Raw genomic sequence first — 25,425 nt, forward strand, 5'->3', positions numbered from 1 at the left:
CCAGTGCGGCATGCTCCATCGACACGCCAATCCACGCCCGACGATGGGGAATTCATGGACAAGACCGTCTTCAAACCCTTGCTGCTGACCACCGCACTGCTGGCCTGCGCGCCCTTGGCCCAGGCCGCCAGTACCCTGGTGTACTGCTCCGAGGCCAGCCCCGCCGGCTTCGACCCCAGCCAGTACACCAGCGGCACCGACTTCGACGCCTCGGCGGAAACTGTGTTCAACCGCCTGACCCAGTTCAAGCGTGGCGGCACCGAGGTCGAACCGGGGCTGGCCACCGATTGGCAGGTGGCCAGTGACGGGCTGAGCTACACCTTCCACCTGCGCAAGGGCGTGAAATTCCATACCACCGACTACTTCACCCCCAGCCGCGACTTCAATGCCGACGACGTGCTGTTCACCTTCAATCGCCTGCTCGACCCCGAACAGCCGTTTCGCAAGGCCTACCCTTCGGAATCGCCCTACTTCACCGACATGGGTCTGAACACCACGATCAAGAGCGTGGAGAAGCTCGACGACTACAGCGTGCGCTTCAACCTCAACAATGTGGATGCCGCCTTCGTACAGAACCTGGCGATGAGCTTCGCCTCGATCCAGTCTGCCGAGTACGCCGCCAAGCTGCTCAAGGAAGGCAAGGCCGGCGAGCTGAACCAGAAGCCGATCGGCACCGGGCCGTTCGTGTTCAAGCGCTACCAGAAGGACGCGCAGATCCGCTACACCGCCAACAAGCAGTACTGGAAACCCGAAGACGTGAAGATCGACAACCTGATCTTCTCGATCAACACCGACGCCGCCGTGCGCCTGCAGAAGCTCAAGGCCGGCGAATGCCAGGTCAGCGGCTACCCGCGCCCCGAAGACATCGAGGTGGCCGAGAAGGACCCGAATCTCAAGGTGCTCAGCCAGCCGGGCTTCAACCTGGGCTTCCTGGCCTACAACGTGACCCATGCGCCGCTCGACCAGCTGAAAGTGCGCCAGGCACTGGACATGGCCATCGACAAGCCAGCGATCATCAAGGCCGTGTACCGCAGTGCCGGGCAACTCGCCGAAAACGCTCTGCCGCCCGGCCAGTGGGGCTTCGATCCGAAGATCAAGGACGCCCCGCACGACCCGCAAAAGGCCCGGCAACTGCTCAAGGAAGCCGGCGTCGCCCCCGGCACGCAGATCAACCTGTGGGCCATGACCGTGCAGCGCGCCTCCAACCCCAACGCCCGGCTCTCGGCGCAGATGATTCAGGCCGACTGGGACAAGATCGGCATCAAGGCCAACATCGTCAGCTATGAGTGGGGCGAGTACATCAAGCGCGCCAAGGCCGGCGAGCACGACGTGATGATCTACGGCTGGACCGGCGACAACGGTGACCCGGACAACTGGCTGGGCGTGCTGTACAGCTGCGCGGCGGTCAAGGGCAGCAACTACGCCAAGTGGTGCGACCCGGCCTATGACAAGCTGGTCACCCAGGCCAAGACCACCAGCAACCGCGACGAGCGCATCAAGCTGTATCAGCAGGCCCAGCAGATCCTCAAGGCCCAGGTGCCGATCACCCCGATCGCCAACTCCCGGGTGTTCCAGCCCATGCGCAAGGAAGTGCAGGACTTCCGCATCAGCCCGTTCGGCCTGACGCCCTTCTACGGCGTGAGCCTGAGCCGCTGACCCCACCCTGCGGGCCCGGTAACACACCGGGCCCCATTCGGGTGCATCGTACACACCGGCCCGATACATTTTGATGCACGTTAGGCGTAAACTCCGCCGCGCAAACGATCAACCGGGCAGACTTTGTACACATTTGCGACATTCCTGTACGAACGTCCCATCCTGGCGCGCTTATCTGACGTCAGTTTTCCAATTTGGGTATATACCCTGCATGACGCCCTTTCTGGTGCAGCGCATTGCTGCCCGAATCCAAAGTGACAATAAATTGAGGCCAACATGCTCAAACACGCGCTTGTTCCGTTTTTCGTCAGTGCCGGCCTGCTGGCCGGCGCGCCCCTCGCACAGGCCGCCGGTAACCTGGTGTTCTGCTCCGAAGGCAGCCCTGCCGGCTTCGACCCTGCCCAGTACGTGGCCGGGACCGATTTCGATGCCAGTGCCGAAACGATCTTCAACCGCCTGACCCAGTTTGAGCGTGGTGGCACCGCTGTCGTACCGGGCCTGGCGACCAGCTGGGACATCGCTCCGGACCTGCTCACCTACACCTTCCACCTGCGCAAGGGCGTGAAGTTCCACACCACCCCGTGGTTCAAGCCTAGCCGCGACTTCAACGCCGACGACGTGCTGTTCACCTTCAACCGCATGATCGACAAGGACCAGCCGTTCCGTAAGGCCTACCCGACCGAGTTCCCGTACTTCACCGACATGGGCATGGACACCAACATCAAGCAGATCGAAAAGCTCGATGACTACACGGTCAAATTCAGCCTCAACACCGTCGACGCCGCGTTCATCCAGAACCTGGCCATGAGCTTCGCCTCGATCCAGTCCGCCGAGTACGCCGCCAAGCTGCTCAAGGAAGGCAAGCCCGAAGAGATCAACCAGAAGCCGGTCGGCACTGGCCCGTTCGTGTTCAAGAGCTACCAGAAGGACTCCAACATCCGCTACACCGGCAACAAGGAATACTGGAACCCTTCCGACGTTCGCGTCGACAACCTGATCTTCGCCATCACCACCGACCCGTCGGTGCGCATGCAGAAGCTCAAGCGCAACGAATGCCAGGTCACCGCCTATCCGCGCCCGGCCGACCTCGAAGGTCTCAAGGCCGACAAGAACCTGCAGATGCCCGAGCAGGCCGGCTTCAACCTCGGCTATATCGCCTATAACGTCTCCGACAAGGTCAAGGGCAGCGATGCCCCCAACCCGCTGGCCCAGCTGAAAGTGCGCCAGGCGCTGGACATGTCGGTCAACAAGCCGGCGATCATCAGCGCGGTGTACCAGGGCGCGGGGCAACTGGCGGTCAACGCCATGCCGCCGACCCAGTGGTCCTACGACACCACCATCAAGGATGCCCCGTACGACCTGGAGAAGGCCAAGGCCCTGCTCAAGGAAGCCGGCATCAAGGAAGGCACCGAGATCTCCCTGTGGGCGATGCCGGTCCAGCGTCCGTACAACCCCAACGCGCGCCTGATGGCCGAGCTGATCCAGGCCGACTGGAAGAAGATCGGTATCAACGCCAAGATCGTCAGCTACGAGTGGGGTGAGTACCTCAAGCGCGCCAAGGCCGGCGAAATCGGCGCCATGCTGATCGGCTGGAGCGGCGACAACGGTGACCCGGACAACTGGCTGGGCACCCTGTTCGGCTGCGACGCGGTCAACGGCAACAACTACTCCAAGTGGTGCGATGCCTCCTTCGACAAGCTGATCAAGCAGGCCAAGTCCACGCCGGGCCAGGACCAGCGCACCGTGCTGTACAAGCAGGCGCAGCACATCCTGAAAGACGCGGTACCGATGACCCCCATCGCGCACTCCACCGTGTACCAGCCGATGCGCGCCAACGTGCTGGACTTCAAGATCAGCCCGTTCGGCCTCAACTCCTTCTATGGCGTGGGCGTGAAGTGATGCACGGGTTCCGGACATGGAGCCGCTTGCCAGGCGCCGTGTCCGGAACCGCTCCAAAGACGTTTCCTACAAGACTTGCATCCATTGGACCGACATACCGCACGTATCGTCCGACATACAGTGCAACGCTCAAGTCGCCGGCCCCAGGCATGGCGTGACGAGCCCACGGCCAAGACGAGCACCCGACTCGCCTGTGCCATGAGAAAGGGAAAATCATGCGCTCGATCATCATGAAGACATCACTCATCAGCCTGGCCCTGCTGGCCGGTTCTCCCGCCGCCATCGCCGCCAACAGCCTGGTGTTCTGTTCCGAAGCCAGTCCGTCGGGCTTCGACAACGCCCAGTACACCTCGGCCACCGACGGCGATGCCGCCTACCCGCTGTACAACCGCCTGGCCGAATTCGAAAAGGGCGGCACCGTCGCCGTGCCGGCATTGGCCAAGTCCTGGGACGTTTCCCCCGACGGCCTGGTGTATACCTTTCACCTGCGTGAAGGCGTGAAGTTCCACAGCAACGCGCAGTTCAAGCCAAGCCGCGAATTCAATGCCGATGACGTGCTGTTCACGTTCAACCGCATGCTCAAGGCAGACCATCCGTTCCGTGTCGCCTACCCCACTGAATTCCCCTATTTCACCGGCATGGGCCTGGACAAGAAGATCCGCTCGGTGGAAAAGACCGACCCCATGACCGTGGTCTTCACCCTCAATACCGTCGATGCCGCGTTCATCCAGAACCTGGCGATGAACTTCGCCTCGATTCTCTCCGCCGAGTACGCCGAGCAGCTGATGGCCGCCGGCAAGGCTCGCGACATCAACCAGCTGCCGATCGGCACCGGGCCGTTCACCTTCCAGCGCTACCAGAAGGACGCGCAGATCCGCTACAAGGGCAACCCGGACTACTGGGACCCGCAGCAGGTCAAGCTCGACCAGTTGATCTTCTCCATCAATACCGACCCATCGGTGCGCTTGCAGAAGCTGCGCAAGAACGAATGCCAGGTCACCCTGCACCCGCGTCCGGCCGACGTCCCCGCGCTCAAGCAGGACCCACAGCTGAAAGTCCTGGAAAGCCCCGGCTACAACCTCGGCTATATCAGCTACAACGTGCGCCACGCGCCGCTGGGCAACCTGCAGGTGCGCCAGGCGCTGGACATGGCGGTGAACAAGCAGGCGATTCTCGACGCCGTCTACCAGGGCGCCGGGCAACTGGCGGTCAATGGCATGCCGCCGACCCAATGGTCCTATGACAGCAGCATCAAGGACGCGCCCTTCGACCCGGACAAGGCGCGCCAGATGCTGCGCGACGCCGGGGTCAAGGAAGGCACCGAGCTGACCCTGTGGGCCATGCCCGTGCAGCGTCCCTACAACCCCAACGCGCGGCTGATGGCCGAAATGCTCCAGGCCGACTGGGCCAAGGTGGGCATCAAGGTACGCATCGTCAGCTACGAATGGGGCGAATACCTCAAGCGCACCAAGAACGGCGAACACGACATTTCGCTGATCGGCTGGACCGGCGACAACGGTGACCCGGACAACTGGCTGGGCACCCTCTACAGCTGCGCCGCCATCGGCGGCAACAACTACTCGATGTGGTGCGACGAGCAGTACGACAAGCTGATCAAGGCCGCGATTGCCACCACCGACCGCGACAAGCGCACCGCGCTGTACCAGCAGGCGCAACGCTACCTGAAGCAGCAGGTGCCGATCACGCCTATCGCCCACTCCACCGTCAGCCAGCCGCTGCGGGCCAATGTCCAGGGCTTCGAAGTCAGCCCTTTCGGACGCAACAGCTTTTTCGGCGTGAGCCTGGCGGACTGATCCGCCGGGCATGACTCACGGGCGAGCAAAGGAGCACCGACCTTGAAACCGACATTCCTGCACTGGCCACTGGCCCTGGCGCTGTCCTGCGCCGCCAGTGTCACCCTGGCCAAGCCCCTGGTGGTGTGCACCGAAGCCAGCCCCGAAGGCTTCGACATCACCCAGTACACCACCGCGGTGACCGCCGACGCCTCGGCGGAAACCCTGCTCGAACGCCTGGTGGCCTTCGCCCCCGGCACCACCGACCCGGTGCCCGGTCTGGCCGAGCGCTGGGAGATCAGCGACGATGGCCTGCAATACACCTTCCATCTGCGCCGTGGGGTGCAATTCCACACCACCGACTACTTCACCCCCAGCCGCGAGATGAACGCCGACGACGTGCTATGGAGCTTTCAGCGCCAGCTCGACCCGGCCCACCCCTGGCACAAGCTGACCTCGATCGGCTTCCCGTACTTTGAAAGCATGGGCTTCGGCCAGCTGATCAAGCAGGTAGAAAAGCTCGACGAGCACACCGTGCGCTTCACCCTCACGCGCGCCGAAGCGCCGTTCCTGCGCGACCTGGCCATGCCGTTCACGGCCATCTACTCGGCCGAGTACGCCGATCAATTGCTCAAGGCCGGCAAGCCGGAGCAGCTCAACAGCCGCCCGGTGGGCACCGGCCCGTTCATCCTGACTCGCTACGCCAAGGACGCCCAGGTCCGCTTCAAGGCCAACCCGCACTACTGGAAAGGCCCGGTGCCCAGCGAAGCGCTGATCTTCGCCATCACCCTGGACAGCAATACCCGGCTGCAGAAGCTCAAGGCCAACGAATGCCAGGTAGCGCTGTACCCCAAGCCGGATGACATCGAGACCATCAAGGCCGACCCGAAACTGGCCATCGACGAAATGGAAGCCATGATGGTCAGCTACGTGGCCTTCAACACCAGCAAGCCCTGGCTCAAGGACCTGCGGGTCCGCCAGGCGATCAATCTGGCATTCGACAAGCAGGCCTTCATCGACGCGCTGTTCGGCGCCGGCAAGGCCACTGCCGGGGTCGGCCCGTACCCGCCGACACTGCTGGGCTTCGACCATCAGGCGCGCAACCCGGCCCCGGACCTGGCGAAAGCCAGGGCACTGCTCAAGGAGGCCGGCGTTCCCGAGGGCCAGGTGTTCACCCTGTTCACCCGCAATGGCGGCGGGGTCACCAACCCCAATCCGTCCCTGGGCGCGCAGATGCTGCAGGCCGACCTGGCGAAAATCGGCCTGAAGGTCGACATTCGCGTCATGGAATGGGGCGAGATGCTGCGCCGCGCCAAGAGCGGCGAACATGACATGGTGTTCGCCGGCTGGGCCGGCGACAACGGCGACCCGGACAACTTCCTCACGCCGATGCTCAGTTGCGAAGCGGCGCGCAATGGCGAGAATTACGCGCGCTGGTGCAACCCCGAGTTCGAAGCGGCGATCAACGCCGCGCGCGCCAGCAACGAACCTTCCGCGCGGGCCGACCTCTACGGAGAAGCACAGCGGGTTTTCATCCGCGAGCTGCCGTGGATCAGCCTGGCATACCCCAAATTGTTCGTCGCAAGACGGCAAAACGTCGACGGCTTCCACATCAGCCCGTTGACCAACAACAACTTCACGACCACGAGCGTGAAGTAGATAACGACACCGCCGACTCCGACAGGAACGGCCAGCCGCGCAGCCACCCTACTCCGGTGCTGCGTGGCCAGGCCACGGCGGATTTGCCTGACCGGCCGAAGAGGAACACCAAGAAATGCTGAGTTTCATTGCCCGCCGGGTGGGGTTGCTGATTCCCACCTTTTTCGGGATCACCTTGCTGACCTTCGCCCTGATACGCCTGATCCCTGGCGATCCGGTGGAAGTGATGATGGGCGAACGTCGGGTCGACCCGGAAATGCACGCCCAGGCCATGGAGCGCCTGGGCCTGAACAAGCCCCTCTATGAACAGTACATCGACTACGTGGGCAAGCTGGCCCAAGGCGATCTGGGCGAGTCGCTGCGCACCCGCGAGAGCGTATGGCGCGAGTTCCTGTCGCTGTTCCCGGCCACCGTCGAGCTGTCCCTGGCGGCGCTGCTGTTCGCCGGCACCGTCGGCCTGCTGGCCGGGGTGATCGCGGCGCTCAAACGCGGCTCGCTGTTTGACCACGGGGTGATGGGCATTTCCCTGACCGGCTATTCCATGCCGATCTTCTGGTGGGGCCTGATCCTGATCATGTTCTTCTCGGTGTCGCTGGGCTGGACCCCGGTGTCGGGGCGCATCGACCTGCTCTACGACATCCCGCCGGTCACCGGTTTCATGCTCATCGACACCCTGCTCAGCGACGAACAGGGCGCGTTCCTCGATGCGCTGCACCATATGATTCTGCCGGCCATCGTGCTGGGCACCATCCCGCTGGCGGTGATCGCGCGCATGACCCGCTCGTCGATGCTCGAAGTGCTGCGCGAAGACTACGTGCGCACCGCTCGCGCCAAGGGCCTGTCGCCAGCCCGCGTGGTGTTCGTCCACGGCCTGCGCAACGCACTGATCCCGGTGCTGACCGTGTTCGGCCTGCAAGTCGGCACGCTGCTGGCCGGTGCGGTGCTCACCGAGACCATCTTTTCCTGGCCCGGTATCGGCAAATGGCTGATCGAAGCCATCGGCGCCCGTGACTACCCGGTGGTGCAGAACGGCATCCTGCTGATCGCCTGCCTGGTGATCCTGGTCAACTTCGTGGTGGACATCCTCTACGGCCTGGCCAACCCACGCATCCGTCATCAACGCTGAGGTCAATGCCATGAGCGAACATCCAGTCATGAGCAAGGCCGCGACCAGCGTGGTCGACCAGAGCCTGCTCTACCCCTCTCCACTGAAAGAATTCTGGCAAGCCTTCGCCCGCAACAAGGGCGCGGTGGCCGGCCTGGCCTTCATGCTGCTGATCGTGTTCAGCGCGCTGTTCGCGCCCTGGGTCGCCCCACACGACCCGAGCGAGCAGTACCGCGACTTCCTGCTCACCCCACCGGCCTGGCTGGAGGGCGGCCAGTGGCAGTTCATCCTCGGCACCGACGAGCTGGGCCGCGACCTGCTCTCGCGGCTGATCCACGGCGCGCGGCTGTCGCTGCTGATCGGTCTGTCGTCGGTGGTCATGTCGCTGATTCCGGGCATCCTGCTGGGTCTGCTGGCCGGGTTCTTCCCGCGCTTCATCGGCCCGTCGGTGATGCGCCTGATGGACATCATGCTGGCCCTGCCCTCGCTGCTACTGGCGGTAGCCATCGTCGCCATCCTCGGCCCCGGCCTGATCAACACCGTGATCGCCATCGCCATCGTTTCGCTGCCGTCCTACGTGCGCCTGACCCGCGCTGCGGTGATGGGCGAGCTGAACCGCGACTACGTGACCGCCGCGCGTCTGGCCGGCGCCACCCTGCCACGCCTGATGTTCATCACCGTGCTGCCCAACTGCATGGCGCCGCTGATCGTGCAGGCCACCCTGAGCTTTTCCTCGGCGATTCTCGACGCCGCCGCCCTGGGCTTCCTGGGCCTGGGCGTGCAACCGCCAACCCCGGAGTGGGGCACCATGCTGGCCTCGGCACGCGACTACATCGAACGCGCCTGGTGGGTGGTGAGCCTGCCGGGCCTGACCATTCTGCTCAGCGTGCTGGCAATCAACCTGATGGGCGACGGCCTGCGCGACGCGCTGGACCCTAAACTCAAGAACGCGCTCTGAGGAGGCCGACATGTCCCTGCTTGAAATCAACAACCTCAGCGTGCGCTTCGGCGACGCCAATGCCGTGCCCGTGGTCGATGGCCTGTCGCTGAGCGTAGAGCGCGGCGAAGTGCTGGCCATCGTCGGCGAATCCGGCTCGGGTAAATCGGTGACCATGATGGCGCTGATGGGCCTGATCGATCACCCCGGCATCATCCAGGCCGACGCCCTGCGCTTCGACAACCAGGACCTGCTGAGCCTCAGCGCCCGGCAACGGCGCAGGATCATCGGCAAAGACCTGGCCATGGTCTTCCAAGACCCGATGACCGCGCTCAACCCCAGCTACACCGTGGGCTACCAGATCATCGAAGTGCTGCGTCAGCACCTCGGGCTGTCCGGCAAGGCCGCGCGCCAGCGCGCCCTGGAACTGCTGGAGAAGGTCGAGATTCCGGGCGCTGCCCAGCGCCTGGACGCCTACCCGCACCAGTTGTCCGGCGGCATGAGCCAGCGTGTGGCAATCGCCATGGCCATCGCCGGCGAACCCAAGCTGCTGATCGCCGACGAGCCGACCACCGCCCTGGACGTGACCATCCAGGCGCAGATCATGGAGCTGCTGCTGAGCCTGCAGAAAGAGCAGGACATGGCTCTGGTGCTGATTACCCACGACCTGGCCGTGGTGGCCGAGACCGCCCAGCGGGTGTGCGTGATGTACGCCGGCCAGGCGGTCGAGGTCGGCCAGGTGCCCGGCCTGTTCGACATGCCTGCACACCCCTACAGCGAAGCGCTGCTGGCGGCGATTCCCGAACACAGCCTGGGCGCCGAACGGCTGGCCACCCTGCCCGGCCTGGTGCCGGGCCGCTATGACCGGCCACAGGGCTGCCTGCTGTCACCGCGCTGCCCCTACGTGCAGGACAACTGCCGCACGCAACGCCCGGCGCTGGATGCCAAGGCCCACAGCCTGGCGCGCTGCTTCTATCCCTTGAACCAGGAGGTGGCGTGATGAGCGTCGTACTGACTGCCCGCGACCTGCATCGCCACTACGAAGTCTCCCAGGGGCTGTTCAAGGGCAACGCCACTGTGCGTGCCCTGAATGGCGTGTCGTTCGAACTGGAAGCCGGCAAGACCCTGGCGGTGGTCGGCGAGTCCGGCTGCGGCAAATCCACCCTGGCCCGCGCCCTGACCCTCATCGAAGAGCCGTCGTCCGGCTCGCTGCAGATCGCCGGCCGTGAAGTCGCCGGGGCCAGCAAGGCGGACCGCAAGCAACTGCGCCGTGACGTGCAGATGGTCTTCCAGAGCCCCTACGCCTCGCTCAACCCGCGGCAGAAGATCGGTGACCAATTGGGCGAACCGCTGCTGATCAACACCGACCTCAGCCGTGCCGAGCGCCGCGAGCGGGTCCAGGCGATGATGAGCCAGGTGGGCCTGCGCCCCGAGCACTACCAGCGCTACCCGCACATGTTCTCCGGCGGCCAGCGCCAGCGTATCGCCCTGGCACGGGCGATGATGCTGCAGCCCAAGGTCCTGGTGGCCGACGAACCGACCTCGGCCCTGGACGTGTCGATCCAGGCTCAGGTGCTGAACCTGTTCATGGACCTGCAGGCCGAGTTCCAGACCGCCTACGTGTTCATTTCCCACAACCTCTCGGTGGTGCGCCACGTGGCCGACACGGTGCTGGTCATGTACCTGGGCCGCCCGGCGGAAATGGGCCCCAAGGAAGCCATCTACGAGCGTCCGCTGCACCCTTACACTCAGGCGCTGCTGTCGGCCACCCCGGCGATTCACCCCGACCCGCTGAAGCCGAAGATCCGCATCGCCGGCGAGCTGCCCAACCCGCTCAATCCGCCTCCGGGCTGCGCCTTCCACAAGCGCTGCCCGTATGCCACCGAGCGCTGTGCCATCGAGGTGCCCGCACTGCGTGAGCTGGACCGCCGCCAGGTGGCCTGCCACCACGCCGAGCAATTCGTCGCCGCTTGACCCGCCCCTCCCCACCTGCCCCGCGGTTTCGCCACCGCGGGTGCGGTTGAACCCCTTGAATCGCGAACAGCTCCTATTCTTGTAAGCACCTTCTTGCAAGCCACCAAGAACAAGGAAGCCGTCATGTTCGAGATCAGCGATTTCCCCCAGGCTGATGCAGTGCGTCGTGCCGCCAGCCTGAGCCCCGAGGCTTACCAGCGCCTGTACCGCCAGTCGGTGGACCAGCCGGAGCAGTTCTGGGCCGAACAGGCCAAGGCCCTGCTCGACTGGCAGGCGCCCTTCACCGAGGTCTGCCAGGCCGACCTGCACAGCGGCCAGGCCCGCTGGTTCGCCGGTGGCCGGCTCAACGTCAGCTACAACTGCATCGACCGCCACCTGGCCAGCCGTGGCGACCAGCCGGCGATCATCTGGGAAGGCGACAACCCCGGCGAATCGGCCGAGATCACCTATCGCAAGCTGCACCACCACGTGGCGCGGCTGGCCAACGTGCTCAAGCGGCGCGGAGTGAAAAAAGGCGACCGCGTGTGCATCTACATGCCGATGATCCCCGAGGCCGCCTACGCCATGCTGGCCTGCGCGCGCATCGGTGCGGTGCATTCGGTGGTGTTCGGCGGCTTTTCGCCGGAGGCGCTGCGCGACCGCATCCTGGATGCCGACTGCCACACGGTGATCACCGCCGACGAGGGCGTGCGCGGCGGCAAGTACATTCCTCTCAAGAGCAACGTCGACAAGGCGCTGAAAAGCTGCCCGGATGTCAGCACCGTGCTGGTGGTCGAACGCACCCAGGGCGAGATCGACTGGGTCAAGGACCGCGACCTCTGGTACCACGAGGCCCTGCACGGCATCAGCGACGACTGCCCGCCCGAGCCGATGGACGCCGAGGACCCGCTGTTCATCCTCTACACCTCGGGCAGCACCGGCAAACCCAAGGGCGTGCTGCACACCAGCGGTGGCTACCTGCTGCAGGCCGCCCTCACCCACAGGCATGTATTCGACTACCAGGACGGCGAGATCTTCTGGTGCACCGCCGACGTCGGCTGGGTCACCGGGCACAGCTACATCGTCTACGGCCCACTGGCCAACGGCGCCACCACGCTGATGTTCGAAGGCGTGCCCAACTACCCGGACGCCTCGCGCTTCTGGCAGGTGATCGACAAGCACCAGGTGAACATCTTCTACACCGCGCCCACCGCCCTGCGTGCGCTGATGCGCGAAGGACCCGGCCCCTTGCAGAGCACCTCGCGGGCCAGCCTGCGGGTGCTGGGCAGCGTCGGCGAACCGATCAACCCGGAAGCCTGGGAGTGGTATTTCCGCCAGGTCGGCCAGGAACGCTGCCCGATCGTCGACACCTGGTGGCAGACCGAGACCGGCGGCATCATGCTCAGCCCGCTGGTCGGCGATCCACGCATCAAGCCCGGCTGCGCCACGCGCCCGCTGTTCGGCGTGCAGCCGGTGCTGCTCGACGACAAAGGCCAGGAAATCCAGGGCCCCGGCAGCGGCCTGCTGGCGATCAAGGCCAGTTGGCCGGGGCAGATCCGCAGCGTGTACGGCAACCCGCAACGCATGGTCGACACCTACTTCAAGCCCTACCCCGGCTACTACTTCACCGGCGACGGCGCACGCCGCGACGAAGACGGCGACTACTGGATCACCGGGCGGGTCGACGACGTGCTCAATGTGTCCGGCCACCGTATCGGCACCGCCGAGGTGGAAAGCGCCCTGGTGCTGCACGACAGCATCGCCGAAGCCGCGGTGGTGGGTTACCCGCATGATGTGAAGGGCATGGGCATCTACGCCTTCATCACCCCGATCAACGGCGTAGAGCCTGACGAGACCTTGAAGAAGGAACTGCTGGCGCATGTCAGCGCCGAGATCGGCAGCTTCGCCAAGCCGGAGCTGATCCAGTGGGCACCGGCGCTGCCCAAGACCCGTTCGGGCAAGATCATGCGGCGCATCCTGCGCAAGATCGCCTGCAACGAACTGGACAGCCTCGGCGACACCTCGACCCTGGCCGACCCGAGCGTGGTCGATGAGCTGATCGACAAGCGCCTGAACCGCTGAGCAGGCGCCTGGTTGTGAAGCAGTGACGGATAAGAAATGACCTATGGGAGCGCGCTGGCTCGGGCATCCGAGTGCGGCATTTTTCGCGAGCCAGCTCGCTCCCGCCACCGGCCCAGGCTTCACCAGCAGACTCGCGCCCATCAGCCGACGCCGCTATCCTGCGACGGTCTTCGCTTTTTATCGGTCATCATGGAATTCATTCGCCGTCGTCTCGAAGCCCAGGTGCTCAACCTCACGGGCCTGGCCCTGGGCCAGCTGGACCTGGAAAACCCCAAGGGCGACCCCGGGCTGTTCGGCCCCGAGGCAGTGTGCTGGCGGGTCAACGGCGACTTCACCAGCATGCTGATCGGCGGCATCAGCGCGCTGATGTTGCAGGCCCTGCACCCCCTGGCGCTGGCCGGGGTGTGGGACCATTCCAGCTTCCGCCAGGACATGCTCGGCCGCCTGCGCCGCACCGGGCAGTTCATCTCCGGCACCACCTACGGCTCGACCCGTGATGCCGAATGGCTGATCGACAAGGTGCGGCGCATCCACCTGCAGATCACCGGCACCGCGCCCGACGGCCGGCCCTATGCCGCCAGCGACCCGCACCTGCTGACCTGGGTGCATGTGGCGGAGGTCAGCAGCTTCATGGCCGCCCACCTGCGCTACCTCAACCCGCAGCTGTCGCTGGCCGAGCAGGACACCTACTTCGCCGAGACCGCCCGCGTGGCACAGCTGCTTGGCGCCCGCGACGTGCCGCAATCGCGCCAGGCCATCGACGCCTACCTCACGCGGATGCGCAGCGAACTGCTGTGCGACGCACGCAGCCATGAGGTGGTGCGCCTGCTGCTCGCTGAGCCGGCGCCCAATCCGTTGGTGGCGCCGTTCGGCAAGCTGATGATGCAGGCCGGCATCGACCTGCTGCCAGACTGGGCCAGCGCCATGCTCGGGCGCCAGCAGAGCCCGCGTAAGCGCGCACTGGTCCGCGCTGCCGTACGCCAGGTGGCACCGCTGCTGCGTTGGGCCGTGCGCAACGGCTCGGTGCATCGCGCCCGACGGCGCATGGCCGGGTAATGAGATGACCGGTCGGTTCCCACGGCGCCACTGGCGAGCATCTGTGCCAAGATGTGCCACGCACCGCCCAACTCGCCAAGAACAATCAGGAGCAGCAGCATGCAAGACGTCGTTATCGTAGCCGCCACCCGCACCGCCATCGGCACCTTCCAGGGCTCGCTGGCCAGCGTACCGGCCGTGGACCTGGGCGCGGCGGTGATCCGTCGCCTGCTGGAAACCACCGGGCTCGACGGCGCGCTGGTCGACGAAGTGATCATGGGCCAGGTGCTCACCGCCGGCGCCGGGCAGAACCCCGCCCGCCAGGCTGCGGTCAAGGCCGGGCTGCCGTTCAGCATACCGGCCATGACCCTCAACAAGGTCTGCGGCTCGGGGCTCAAGGCCCTGCACCTGGCCGCCCAGGCGATCCGCTGCGGCGACGCCGACATCGTCATCGCCGGCGGCCAGGAGAACATGAGCCTGGCCAACTATGTGCTGCCCGGCGCACGCACCGGCCTGCGCATGGGCCACACCAACCTGGTCGACACCATGATCAGCGACGGCCTGTGGGACGCCTTCAACGACTACCACATGGGCATCACCGCCGAAAACCTGGCCGAGCAGTACCAGATCGACCGCGCCGCCCAGGACGTCTTCGCCGCCGCGTCGCAGCAGAAGGCCCTGGCCGCCATCGAGGCCGGCCGCTTCGCTGCCGAAATCACCCCCATCATGATCCCCCAGCGCAAGGGCGAGCCGCTGCGCTTCGACACCGACGAGCAGCCGCGTGCCGGCACCACCGCCGAGACCCTGGGCAAGCTCAAGGCAGCGTTCAAGAAAGACGGCACGGTGACCGCCGGCAATGCCTCGTCGATCAACGACGGTGCAGCAGCGGTGCTGCTGATGAGCGCCGCCAAGGCCGAGCAACTGGGCCTGCCGGTGCTGGCGAAAGTGGCAGCCTACGCCAGCGCTGGCGTCGACCCGGCGATCATGGGCATCGGCCCGGTCAGCGCCACCCGCCGCTGCCTGCAGAAGGCCGGCTGGAGCCTCGACGAGCTGGAGCTGATCGAAGCCAACGAAGCCTTCGCCGCCCAGGCGCTGTCGGTGGGCAAGGAACTCGGGTTCGACCCCGAGCGGCTGAACGTCAACGGTGGCGCCATCGCCCTCGGCCACCCCATCGGCGCCTCGGGCTGCCGGGTGCTGGTGACCCTGTTGCACGAAATGATCCGCCGCGACGTGCACAAGGGCTTGGCCACCCTGTGCATCGGCGGCGGCCAGGGTGTGGCACTGGCCCTGGCGCGCTGAGGCTGTGGCGTTGCATCGGCCATTTCGCCGCTAGCGCCCACGGCGCGCCTTGACCGGTAGGACCGGCTTCAGCCGGGAAGCTTTTCGCGGCTGAAGCGCCTGCCGGCCAGACGCCGTCAGCGCGAAGGTTGCACAAATCTTCTAGATCGAGGCGCCAGGCCTTGCGCGAAAATCCTGGCTGGTGAATGAACGGGCAGTAGCACATGGGCACAGACCGCTGGATCAGTCTCAGGCTGGATACCGAAACCGGTATCGAGACCATCCGTGCCCATTTCACCGGCCATGCCTACGATCCGCACTGGCACGACAGCTACCTGGTGGGTTTCACCGAGCAGGGCGTGCAGCAGTTCCACTGCCGCCGCCAGTTGCACAGCAGCACGCCGGGCCAGGCGTTTCTGCTGGAGCCAGGCGAAATCCACGACGGCCATGCGCCAGCGCCAGGCGGCTTCACCTACTCCACGCTGTATCTGCAACCGCACTGGCTGCGGGGGCAGATGCAGGCGCTGTTCGAAGACGCACCCGACGACTGCCTGCCCGGCTTTGCCCATACCCTGGCCGAAGAGCCGCAGTTGGTCAGGCATATCGCCGAAGCCTTCAATGCCCTGCATGGCCAGGACCTGCGCATCGTGCGCCATGCCGCACTGGACAGGCTGCTGGAAGCACTCAGCGCGGCGCTGCACTGGCGCCGCGTCGAGCAGCGCAGCCCGCACCTGCCGGCGGTGGCGATGCGCGCCAGAGAATACCTGCACGCGCATGTCGAGCAGGACATCGGCCTCAACGACCTGGCGGCGGCCACCGGCACCGATCGCTTTCGCCTGTCGCGGGCCTTCAAGGCCGCCTACGGCCTGGCACCCCACGCCTACCTGGTGCAACTGCGCCTGAGCCTGGCGCGGCGCCTGTTGCGCCAGGGCTCGACCCCGGCGGACGTCGCTGCGGCGCTGGGCTTTGCCGACCAGAGCCACCTGGGCCGCTGGTTCCGCCGCGCCTACGGCCTCAGCCCGGCCGGCTATTGCAGGCATTGCACAAACCTTCCAGACCGCTAGGCAGCAGGCACCGAGAATAGCGGCACGTCTCAAGGAGCCTGCCGATGACCCAGTACCTGCCCTTCCTGCTGTTCGCTTTCGTCGCCTCGATCACCCCCGGCCCGACCAACATCCTGGTGCTCAGCCACAGCGCCCTGCACGGCCTGGGCACCGCCTTGCGCCTGACCCTGGGGGCCTGCGCGGGTGCGGCGCTGATCGTCTTTCTCGTCGGGCTTGGCCTGGGCGAAGCGCTGCAGAACCTGCCCTGGCTGCAACGCCTGATGGGCTGGGCCGGCGCGCTGTGGATCAGCCGGCTGGCCTGGCAACTGTGGCGTAGCGCACCGGCGGCGGTCAGCGCGCAGACTGGCGGCCAGGTGATGGGCGCCTGGGGCGGTGCCGGGTTGCAGGCCATCAACCCCAAGACCTGGATGATGGCCCTGGCGGTGGTCAGCGTATTCGCCGGTGCCCAGGCCAGCGCCGCCGATTACGGCCTGTACGCCACGCTGTTCTGCCTGGTGGCCATACCCTGCCTGGCGGCCTGGGCGCTGCTTGGCCAGGGCGTGATGCGGGTGCTGGACTCACCCCAGGCCATGCAGCGCTTCAACCGCTGCATGGCGCTGCTGTTGCTGGGGTCGGCCTGGGTGGGCCTGCTGGCCTGAGGCCTGGGAGCGGCTGCAGCCGCGAAATCCTGCACCCCATCCCGGCTAAAGCCAATACGGTGCGGTTAGACCGGGTAGGAGCGGCTTCAGTCGCGAAGCGACCGCATGTTCACAGCAAATGCAGGAAACTTCTTGGCCCATTCGCGGCTAAAGCCGCTCTTACCGGTCCAGCCGCGGCTGGGTTCACGGCGAGTCAGTCCGCCTCGGGCAGCGTCGCAGGCCGCTGGGCGTGGCCGTGGCGGCCGGCGACGAAGATGCCGATCAGCGAAATCACCAGGGCCAGGCTGATGGTCGAAGTGATTTCCGCGCGGTGCTCGGGGGTGAACATCATCACCACCAGGGCGCCGGAAATGAACAGGATCACCGCGTAGGTCAGCCAGGGGAACAGCCACATCGGCAGGGCGATCTCGACGTTCTGCCGAGTCAGCATGCGGCGCATGCGCAGTTGCGAAATGGCGATCACCAGGTACACCAGCAGGGCGATGGCCCCGGAGCTGGCAAGCAGGAACTCGAACAGCCCGGCAGGGGCGAAATAGCTGACCACGGTAATGATCGCGCCGATGACCGTGCTGGCGTACACCGCCATGCGCGGCACGCCCACCCCGGAGGTCTTGCGTACCGCCGCCGGCGCTTCGCCACGCTTGCCCAGCGAGAACAGCATGCGCGAGGAGATGTAGATCGACGAGTTCATGCAGCTGCCCACGGCGACCAGCACCACCACGTCGACCATGAACTTGGCGAAGGGAATATCCATGATTTCCAGCGCCCGCTGGTAGGAACCCACCACGGTCAACTGCGGGTCGTTCCACGGCACCACGGAGATGATCACGAACACCGAGAGGATGTAGAACACACCGATACGCCAGATGACCGAACGGGTCGCCTTGGCGATGTTGCGTGCCGGGCTGGCCGACTCGGCGGCGGCGATGGTCACCGCCTCGGTGCCGATGAAGCTGAACATCACGGTGATGAACGCACCGACCACCGCCGACCAGCCGTTGGGGGCGAAGCCACCGTGGTTCTGCATCAGCGTGCTCAGGCCGCTGACCTCACGCCCCGGCACCCAGCCCATCAGCACCGCGAAGCCCAGGCTGATGAAACCGATGATCGCGGTGACCTTGAACAACGCGAACCAGAACTCGAACTCGCCGTACTTGGCCACGCTGAACAGGTTGGTGGCCGCCAGCAGCACGATGGACAGCAAGGCGAACAACCAGGCATCCACCTGGGGAAACCACTGGTGCAGCACGTGGCCAGCAGCCAGGGCTTCGATGGGAATAACCAATACCCAGAACCACCAGTACAGCCAGCCGATGGTGAAGCCCGCCCAAGGGCCGATGGCCTGGTCGGCGTAGGTGGAAAACGAGCCGGTGTCCGGGTTGGCGACCGCCATTTCGCCGAGCATGCGCATGACCAGCACGACCAGCAGGCCGGAACAGAAATAGGAAAGGATGGTGGCCGGGCCGGCGGCGGCGATGGCGTGGCCGGAGCCGACGAACAGGCCGGCGCCGATGATGCCGGCGATCGAGAGCATGGTCACATGGCGCGGCTTGAAGCCTTGCGCCAGCTGGCCGTTGGAATCAGGGCTGATCATGGTGCTTGTTCTTCTCTTTTTGTCTGCGGATGCAGCCGGGGCAGCACCCTGGAAACGGCGCACCTTACACGCTGTGGCACATCGAAAACACGACAACGCACGCCAATGAAAAAGCACCGCCACCTTAACCGCCGGATACACGGGGGCTGTTGCTCGAATACGCCGTGACCGAAACCAATCACGACATGACCAGGCGGGGCGATAAAAGGCGTGGAAAAGAATCTGGCTGTAGGCCATCGCGGCTGAAGCCGCACCGGTCAGACAGAAAAAAACCGATGGCCACCGCGAGTCTGGCGGCCATCGAAAGGAGGTTGAAGCGAATGAGGGGTGATGCGCGGAATCAGGCGAAGACGAAGTACTTGCGCACGGTCTCGACCACTTCCCAGGTGCCTTTCATGCCGACTTCGACGATGAACTTGTCACCGGCCTTGAGGTGGATCGGCTCCTGGCCGTCCGGGGTGATGATGCAATAGCCTTCCTGGAAGTCGCAGTATTCCCACTTCACGTATTCGACCCGCCATTTGCCCGGCGTGCAGATCCAGGTGCCCATGATCTTCGAGCCATCTTCGGAAGTGTAGGCATTGAGGTTGACGGTATGCGGCTCACCTTCGATGCGCTCCCATTTGCAGGCATCGACGACAGGCAAGGGTGTGGTGTCGCGCAGGACGGTGATGGGTTTCTGGCTCATGGACGGCGCCCGGGGTGGTTGAAAAGTCAGCGCAGAGTACCGGGGGTAGGACGAGGGGGAGTGACTGGGGGCGACGTTGGGTTTGCTGATTGCGTATAGCGGCGGAAAAGAAATGAGCCCGCACTCGGGCGGGCTCATCAAACAACCTGTAAAACAGGGCTGTCGCAAAACTTAGCTACATTCAGGTAGCTTTGACATATCCATTATTCACGCATGCGCCACTGTAAACCCAAGTGACTTTGGTGCCATCAGTAGCAACGGTTGGAGTAAGGACACAGGTGTCGGAAGTCGCGATACCTTTGTAAGCATTAGGAGTGGCGGTGATCACACCGTTATCGCCAATCGTGATGGTGTTAACCGCGCCAGCGGTGTTGCCCGAGGGCAGAGTAAGGCCAACAGCGCCAGCAGTGTTACACGCAGCGACACCACTTTGCGCGGCACAAACACCTACCGCCGTTTTAACCGCGCCCATCGCTGAAAGAACTTCGGTGTAAGCGGCTTTACGGGTATAGCTCTGGTACGAAGGAATCGCAACCGCAGCCAGAATGCCGACGATCGCCACGACGATCATCAGCTCGATCAGGGTAAAACCTTTTTGTGCATTCATCTGCGCATCTCCAGGCGTCAAGGAAAGGGTGCCTGACAGGACAAAAGCACAGGGCATGCCAAGGTGACATCCATCACATCTGCGTGTCGAAACCCGCTCTAGACTGGCGCTGCCGCATCAACATTCCGCACAAACTGACATTTTTTGTCACTCATGGCGTCGTCATTTGGCAGCGTCGCTCGACTGCGTTATAACCCTCCCACTGTCTGTGTCTGGTGGTTCTATGTCCGATGTCGTTCTCAGCGGTCTGGCCAAGCAATTGGTCGCGTCCGAGCTTCTTAGCGAAAAAGCCGCGCAACAGGCCACCCAGCAGGCACGCCGCGACAAGGTTTCTCTGGTCAGCTACCTGGTGCAGCACAAGCTGGTCGGCAGCCGGGTGTTGGCCGAAGTGGCTGCCGAGCAGTTCGGCATGCCGTTCATGGACCTCAACAGCCTGGACAAGGACAGCCAGCCCAAGAGCCTGGTCAGCGAGAAGCTGGTGCGCCAGCACCATGCCCTGCCCCTGTGGCGGCGCGGCAACAAGCTGTTCATCGGCGTCTCCGACCCGTCCAACCACCAGGCGGTCACCGATATCCAGTTCAGCACTGGCCTGAACACCGAGGCCATCCTGGTCGAGGACGACAAGCTCAGCGACGCCATCGAGCGCTTCTTCGACAGCGGCGCGGCCCTGGGCGACATGGGCGACGTCGACCTCAACCTCGACCTGGAGCCCAGCGATAACCTAAAGGAAACCGCCCTCAGCGCCGAAACCGACGCCGAAGACGCGCCGGTGGTGCGCTTCGTCAACAAAATGCTACTGGATGCCATCCGCCTCGGCTCATCGGACCTGCACTTCGAGCCCTATGAAAAGACCTACCGCGTGCGCTTTCGCACCGACGGCATCCTGCACGAGGCGGCGCGCCCGCCCATCCAGCTGGCCGGGCGTATTGCCGCGCGCCTGAAGGTCATGGCCAGCCTGGACATCTCCGAACGCCGCAAGCCGCAGGACGGCCGGGTCAAGCTGCGCATTTCCAAGAGCAAGGCCATCGACTTCCGGATGAACACCCTGCCGACCCTGTGGGGCGAGAAGATCGTGATGCGGATCCTCGACTCGGCCAGCGCGCAGATGGGCATCGACGCCCTGGGCTACGAGCCGGAACAGAAGGCCCTGTACCTGGAGGCGCTCAAGCAGCCGCAAGGCATGATCCTGGTCACCGGCCCCACCGGCTCGGGCAAGACGGTGTCGCTGTACACCGGGCTGAACATCCTCAACACCGTGGGCATCAACATTTCCACCGCCGAAGACCCGGTGGAGATCAACCTCGAAGGCATCAACCAGGTCAACGTCAACGCCCGCTACGGCATGGACTTCGCCCAGGCCCTGCGCGCCTTCTTGCGTCAGGACCCGGACGTGATCATGGTCGGCGAGATCCGTGACCTGGAAACCGCCGAGATCGCCATCAAGGCTTCGCAGACCGGCCACCTGGTGCTCTCCACCCTGCACACCAACAGCGCGGCGGAAACCTTGACCCGCCTGCACCACATGGGCGTGGCGGCGTTCAACATCGCCACCTCGATCCACCTGATCATCGCCCAGCGCCTGGCGCGCAAGCTGTGCCCGCACTGCAAGAAGGCCGTGGATGTGCCCCACGACACGCTGCTCAAGGAAGGTTTCAGCGAAGCGCAGCTCGGCACCTTCACCCTCTATGCACCGGTGGGTTGCGACCACTGCAATGGCGGCTACCGTGGCCGCGTGGGCATCTACGAGGTGGTGAAAAAGACCCCGCAACTGGAAAAGATCATCATGGAAGAAGGCAACGCCCTGGAGATTTCCGCGCAGATGCGCCGTGACGGCTTCAATGACCTGCGCACCTCCGGCCTGCACAAGGTCATGCAGGGCGTCACCAGCCTGGAAGAAATCAACCGGGTCACCAAGGACTGAACATGGCCAAGCAAGCCAAAATCGTCACCTTCACCTGGGAAGGCAGCGACCGCAAGGGCAACAAGGTCAGCGGCGAGCTGGAAGGCCACAACCTGGCGCTGGTCAAGGCGCTGCTGCGCAAGCAGGGCATCAACCCTACCAAGGTGCGCAAGAAGAGCACCTCGCTGTTCGGCGGCCGCGGCAAGAAAATCAAACCGCTGGACATCGCCTTCTTCTCACGGCAGATGGCGACCATGATGAAAGCCGGCGTGCCGCTGCTGCAGGCCTTCGACATCATTGCCGAAGGCGCGGAAAAACCGGCCATGCGCAGCCTGGTCGAAGCCCTGAAGCAGGACGTCGCCGCCGGTAACAGCTTCGCCACCGCGCTGAGGCGCAAACCGCAGTACTTCGATGACCTGTACTGCAACCTGGTGGACGCCGGCGAACAGGCCGGTGCGCTGGAAAGCCTGCTCGACCGCGTCGCCACTTATAAAGAAAAGACTGAGGCGCTCAAGGCCAAGATCAAGAAGGCCATGACCTACCCGGCAGCGGTGATGGTGGTGGCCTTCATCGTTTCGGCCATTCTGTTGCTCAAGGTGGTGCCGCAGTTCCAGTCGGTGTTCCAGGGCTTCGGCGCCGAGCTGCCGGCTTTTACCCTGATGGTCATCGGCCTGTCCGAGATCGTGCAGGAATGGTGGCTGATCATCCTCATCGGGCTGGTTCTTGGCATCGTACTGTTCCGCCGCGGCTACAAGCAGTCGCAGGCCTTTCGCGACCGTATCGATCGCGGGCTGCTCAAAGTGCCGCTGATCGGCCCATTGATCTTCAAGTCCTCGGTGGCGCGCTATGCCCGGACCCTGGCCACCACCTTTGCGGCCGGCGTGCCGCTGGTGGAGGCGCTGGACTCGGTGGCCGGCGCCACCGGCAACGTGGTGTTTCGCAATGCGGTGAACAAGATCAAGCAAGACGTGGCCACCGGCATGCAGCTGAATTTCTCGATGCGCACGGTCAACGTGTTCCCCAGCCTGGCCATTCAGATGACCGCCATCGGCGAAGAGTCCGGCGCGCTGGACACCATGCTCGACAAGGTCGCCACCTACTACGAAGACGAGGTCGACAACATGGTCAACAGCCTCACCACACTGATGGAGCCGATGATCATGGCGGTGCTCGGGGTCATCGTCGGCGGCCTGGTGATTGCCATGTACCTGCCGATCTTCAAGCTGGGGGCCGCTGTCTGACATGCTCCTGGTCGATTTCTTCGCCGCCTCGCCGGCGGCCTTCGTCGTGTTTGCCCTGATTCTCGGCTTGCTGGTCGGCAGCTTCCTTAATGTGGTGGTGCATCGCCTGCCGCAGATGATGCAGCGCGACTGGCAGCTTCAGGCCCGCGAGATGCTGGAGCTGCCGGCCGAACCCGCCACGCCGCGCTATGACCTGATCCTCCCGCACTCCCACTGCCCGCACTGCCAGCACCGCATTCGCGCCTGGGAGAACCTGCCGGTGCTCAGCTGGCTGCTGCTGCGGGGCCGCTGCTCGGCGTGCCGGGCACCGATCAGCAAACGCTACCCTCTGGTGGAGCTGGCCTGCGGGCTGCTGTCAGGGTTGATCGCCTGGCATTTCGGCTTCGGCTGGCAGGCCGCCGCCCTGCTGCCGCTGACCTGGGGCCTGCTGGCCATGAGCCTGATCGATGCCGATCACCAGTTGCTGCCCGATGCCCTGGTATTGCCCCTGCTGTGGCTGGGCCTGATCGTCAACAGCTTCGCGCTGTTCACCTCGCTCAGCGACGCGCTGTGGGGCACGGTGTTCGGCTACCTGGCGCTGTGGAGCGTGTTCTGGCTGTTCAAGCTGCTCACCGGCAAGGAAGGCATGGGCTATGGCGACTTCAAGCTGCTGGCCATGCTCGGCGCCTGGGGCGGCTGGCAGATCCTGCCGCTGGCCATCCTGCTGTCGTCACTGGTCGGCGCCGTGCTGGGGGTGGTCCTCATGCGTTTGCGCCGCCATGAAGCCGGCCAACCCATGCCCTTCGGTCCCTATCTGGCCATTGCGGGGTGGATCGCCTTGCTGTGGGGTGGTCAAATAACCGACTCCTATCTGCAATTTGCCGGTTTCAAATGACCCACCCTGTTTCAAAACCCTGGATTCTCGGCCTGACCGGTGGCATCGGCAGCGGCAAGAGTGCGGCGGCGCAGTGCTTCATCGACCTGGGCATCCATGCTGTGGACGCCGACCATGCGGCACGCTGGGTGGTCGAACCGGGCCGCCCGGCGCTGGCCCGCATCGTCGAACACTTCGGCCCCGGCGTGCTGCAGGCCAGCGGTGAACTCGACCGCGCGGCGCTGCGCCAGCTGATCTTCAGCGACCCCGAGCAGCGCCGCTGGCTGGAGGCGCTGCTGCACCCGCTGGTGCGCGAAGAGATCGCCGCCAACCTGAGCCGCGCCACTTCGCCCTATGCCATCCTAGTCTCGCCGCTGCTGATCGAGTCCGGCCAGTACCGAACCACCCAGCGCGTACTGGTGATCGACGTACCGCCGGAGTTGCAGATCGCCCGCACCATGCAGCGCGACAACACCAGCCAGGCCCAGGTCGAGGCCATCCTCCAGGCCCAGGCACAGCGTGAAGAACGCCTGCGCCACGCCGACGATGTGCTGGTCAACGACCGCGCCCCGGCCTGGCTGAAAAGCGAGGTCGAGCGCCTGCATCACTTTTATCTGACCCTGACAGGAGGCCACTGATGAGCCAACCTACCACCGTCCAGTGCCCGACCTGCGGCGCCCCCGTGGAATGGAGCGCCGCCAGCCCGGCCCGGCCATTCTGCTCCGACCGCTGCAAACTGATCGACCTTGGGGCCTGGGCCGCCGAGGAGCATGCCATTCCTGTGGCCCCGGATGCCGAAGACGAGCTGTTCTCCGGCGACCTGGAACGCCCGCACCGCGAACACTGAGCCCTGTAGGAGCGCCCTCAGCCGCGAAGAGGCCGAATTTTCGCCGCAGATGCAGTCATTTTCCTGGCGCTTTCGTGGCTGAAGCCGCTACCTACCAGTCCTCACCTGCCCTTCGAGATTACTTCTCCAGCGCTGCGCGCAGCGCCTGGGCATCGCCGAACTGCTGCTGGCTGACCACCTTGCCGTCACGCAATTGCAGCCACAGCACCTTATCTTCATCGCCGGCATAGCGCGGCACGATGCGCGAGTCGCGGTCGAGCATCACCCGGTAGCTGTAGTCGCGCATCTTGGGAATGGCGAACATCTTGGCGATGACGGCGGGCATCTTCTGGATATCGGCGACGAACACCGTGTGGCGTGCCTCCAGGTAGCCCTTGGGCTTGCCTTCCATCGCCGTCTTGACCAGCTTGGCGGCATCCATGCTGCGCGCCACCAGCAATACCTGGGCCTGGTCGTTGAGGGTGTAGGGCTGGTCGTACTGATCGAGCAGGGTCCAGGGTTCCAGGCGCGCGCCGTTTTCGACGGCCTGGGCGGCCAGGGGCAGCAGCGCCAACAGCAGGATGGGCAGGAATTTCAAGGCGTTGTCCTCCGGGGAA

General features: G+C 64.7%; 22 protein-coding genes. 18 read left to right on the forward strand and 4 right to left on the reverse strand.

Going from position 1 to position 25,425, the window contains the following annotated elements:
* Nucleotides 1-54: 54 nt before the first annotated feature.
* The 13 genes from QZ497_RS08470 to QZ497_RS08530 all read left to right on the forward strand — a co-directional run bounded on the left by QZ497_RS08470 (nt 55) and on the right by QZ497_RS08530 (nt 17,099).
* On the forward strand, nt 55-1,656 hold the full coding sequence (locus tag QZ497_RS08470) for an ABC transporter substrate-binding protein (RefSeq protein WP_295473090.1): 1,602 nt from the start codon (nt 55-57) through the stop codon (nt 1,654-1,656).
* Between the two features lie 276 nt (nt 1,657-1,932).
* On the forward strand, nt 1,933-3,555 hold the full coding sequence (locus tag QZ497_RS08475) for an ABC transporter substrate-binding protein (protein WP_295473092.1): 1,623 nt from the start codon (nt 1,933-1,935) through the stop codon (nt 3,553-3,555).
* Nucleotides 3,556-3,770: 215 nt separating this feature from the next.
* Nucleotides 3,771-5,369: an ABC transporter substrate-binding protein gene (locus tag QZ497_RS08480; RefSeq protein WP_295473094.1), complete on the forward strand. Its 1,599-nt coding sequence runs from the start codon at nt 3,771-3,773 to the stop codon at nt 5,367-5,369.
* A 57-nt stretch (nt 5,370-5,426) separates the two neighbouring features.
* A complete protein-coding gene (locus tag QZ497_RS08485; protein WP_295473234.1) occupies nt 5,427-7,007 on the forward strand; it encodes an ABC transporter substrate-binding protein in 1,581 nt (526 codons plus the stop codon).
* Nucleotides 7,008-7,122: 115 nt separating this feature from the next.
* The gene (locus tag QZ497_RS08490; protein WP_295473096.1) at nt 7,123-8,133 is read left to right on the forward strand and encodes an ABC transporter permease subunit; all 1,011 of its coding nucleotides are present in this window, start codon (nt 7,123-7,125) and stop codon (nt 8,131-8,133) included.
* A gap of 28 nt (nt 8,134-8,161) precedes the next feature.
* Nucleotides 8,162-9,070 (forward strand): ABC transporter permease subunit, encoded by a 909-nt coding sequence (locus QZ497_RS08495; RefSeq protein WP_295473236.1) that lies wholly within the window; start codon nt 8,162-8,164, stop codon nt 9,068-9,070.
* A gap of 10 nt (nt 9,071-9,080) precedes the next feature.
* Nucleotides 9,081-10,049, forward strand: a complete 969-nt coding sequence (locus tag QZ497_RS08500) for an oligopeptide/dipeptide ABC transporter ATP-binding protein (protein ID WP_295473098.1) — start codon at nt 9,081-9,083, stop codon at nt 10,047-10,049.
* Nucleotides 10,049-11,023 (forward strand): peptide ABC transporter ATP-binding protein, encoded by a 975-nt coding sequence (locus tag QZ497_RS08505; protein ID WP_295473099.1) that lies wholly within the window; start codon nt 10,049-10,051, stop codon nt 11,021-11,023. Before QZ497_RS08500 ends, QZ497_RS08505 begins: the two co-directional genes overlap by 1 nt.
* Before the next feature lie 123 nt (nt 11,024-11,146).
* Complete coding sequence (gene acs, locus QZ497_RS08510; protein WP_295473101.1) at nt 11,147-13,084, forward strand: acetate--CoA ligase; 1,938 nt, start codon at nt 11,147-11,149, stop codon at nt 13,082-13,084.
* Nucleotides 13,085-13,273: 189 nt separating this feature from the next.
* Complete coding sequence (locus QZ497_RS08515) at nt 13,274-14,140, forward strand: oxygenase MpaB family protein (protein WP_295473103.1); 867 nt, start codon at nt 13,274-13,276, stop codon at nt 14,138-14,140.
* A 99-nt stretch (nt 14,141-14,239) separates the two neighbouring features.
* The gene (locus QZ497_RS08520) at nt 14,240-15,418 is read left to right on the forward strand and encodes an acetyl-CoA C-acetyltransferase (RefSeq protein ID WP_295473105.1); all 1,179 of its coding nucleotides are present in this window, start codon (nt 14,240-14,242) and stop codon (nt 15,416-15,418) included.
* Between the two features lie 203 nt (nt 15,419-15,621).
* A complete protein-coding gene (locus QZ497_RS08525) occupies nt 15,622-16,461 on the forward strand; it encodes an AraC family transcriptional regulator (RefSeq protein ID WP_295473107.1) in 840 nt (279 codons plus the stop codon).
* A gap of 44 nt (nt 16,462-16,505) precedes the next feature.
* Entirely contained in the window at nt 16,506-17,099 is a 594-nt protein-coding gene (locus tag QZ497_RS08530) for a LysE family translocator (RefSeq protein WP_295473109.1), read from the forward strand.
* Nucleotides 17,100-17,292: 193 nt separating this feature from the next.
* On the opposite strand, the gene QZ497_RS08535 is transcribed toward QZ497_RS08530, so the two are convergent.
* The 3 genes from QZ497_RS08535 to QZ497_RS08545 all read right to left on the reverse strand — a co-directional run bounded on the left by QZ497_RS08535 (nt 17,293) and on the right by QZ497_RS08545 (nt 19,988).
* The gene (locus tag QZ497_RS08535) at nt 17,293-18,693 is read right to left on the reverse strand and encodes an amino acid permease (protein WP_295473111.1); all 1,401 of its coding nucleotides are present in this window, start codon (nt 18,691-18,693) and stop codon (nt 17,293-17,295) included.
* A gap of 340 nt (nt 18,694-19,033) precedes the next feature.
* A complete protein-coding gene (locus QZ497_RS08540) occupies nt 19,034-19,381 on the reverse strand; it encodes a cupin domain-containing protein (RefSeq protein ID WP_045483578.1) in 348 nt (115 codons plus the stop codon).
* Nucleotides 19,382-19,562: 181 nt separating this feature from the next.
* Entirely contained in the window at nt 19,563-19,988 is a 426-nt protein-coding gene (locus QZ497_RS08545) for a prepilin-type N-terminal cleavage/methylation domain-containing protein (RefSeq protein ID WP_295473114.1), read from the reverse strand.
* Between the two features lie 223 nt (nt 19,989-20,211).
* Between QZ497_RS08545 and pilB the strand changes: the two genes are divergently transcribed.
* The 5 genes from pilB to yacG are packed head-to-tail and all read left to right on the forward strand — an operon-like array spanning nt 20,212 to nt 24,829.
* The gene (pilB, locus tag QZ497_RS08550) at nt 20,212-21,909 is read left to right on the forward strand and encodes a type IV-A pilus assembly ATPase PilB (protein ID WP_295473116.1); all 1,698 of its coding nucleotides are present in this window, start codon (nt 20,212-20,214) and stop codon (nt 21,907-21,909) included.
* A 2-nt stretch (nt 21,910-21,911) separates the two neighbouring features.
* Nucleotides 21,912-23,129: a type II secretion system F family protein gene (locus QZ497_RS08555; RefSeq protein ID WP_295473118.1), complete on the forward strand. Its 1,218-nt coding sequence runs from the start codon at nt 21,912-21,914 to the stop codon at nt 23,127-23,129.
* Nucleotide 23,130: 1 nt separating this feature from the next.
* Nucleotides 23,131-24,003 carry an A24 family peptidase gene (locus QZ497_RS08560; RefSeq protein ID WP_295473120.1) on the forward strand — a complete coding sequence of 291 codons (873 nt, stop codon included), beginning with the start codon at nt 23,131-23,133 and terminating at the stop codon, nt 24,001-24,003.
* The gene (coaE, locus tag QZ497_RS08565) at nt 24,000-24,620 is read left to right on the forward strand and encodes a dephospho-CoA kinase (protein ID WP_295473122.1); all 621 of its coding nucleotides are present in this window, start codon (nt 24,000-24,002) and stop codon (nt 24,618-24,620) included. Before QZ497_RS08560 ends, coaE begins: the two co-directional genes overlap by 4 nt.
* Nucleotides 24,620-24,829 (forward strand): DNA gyrase inhibitor YacG, encoded by a 210-nt coding sequence (gene yacG / locus QZ497_RS08570; protein ID WP_295473124.1) that lies wholly within the window; start codon nt 24,620-24,622, stop codon nt 24,827-24,829. Before coaE ends, yacG begins: the two co-directional genes overlap by 1 nt.
* A gap of 118 nt (nt 24,830-24,947) precedes the next feature.
* Here the strand turns inward: yacG and QZ497_RS08575 are convergent, their stop codons facing one another.
* Nucleotides 24,948-25,406, reverse strand: a complete 459-nt coding sequence (locus tag QZ497_RS08575) for a hypothetical protein (protein ID WP_295473125.1) — start codon at nt 25,404-25,406, stop codon at nt 24,948-24,950.
* Nucleotides 25,407-25,425 lie beyond the last annotated feature (19 nt).

This window comes from uncultured Pseudomonas sp. (assembly GCF_913777995.1).
GTDB lineage: Bacteria > Pseudomonadota > Gammaproteobacteria > Pseudomonadales > Pseudomonadaceae > Aquipseudomonas.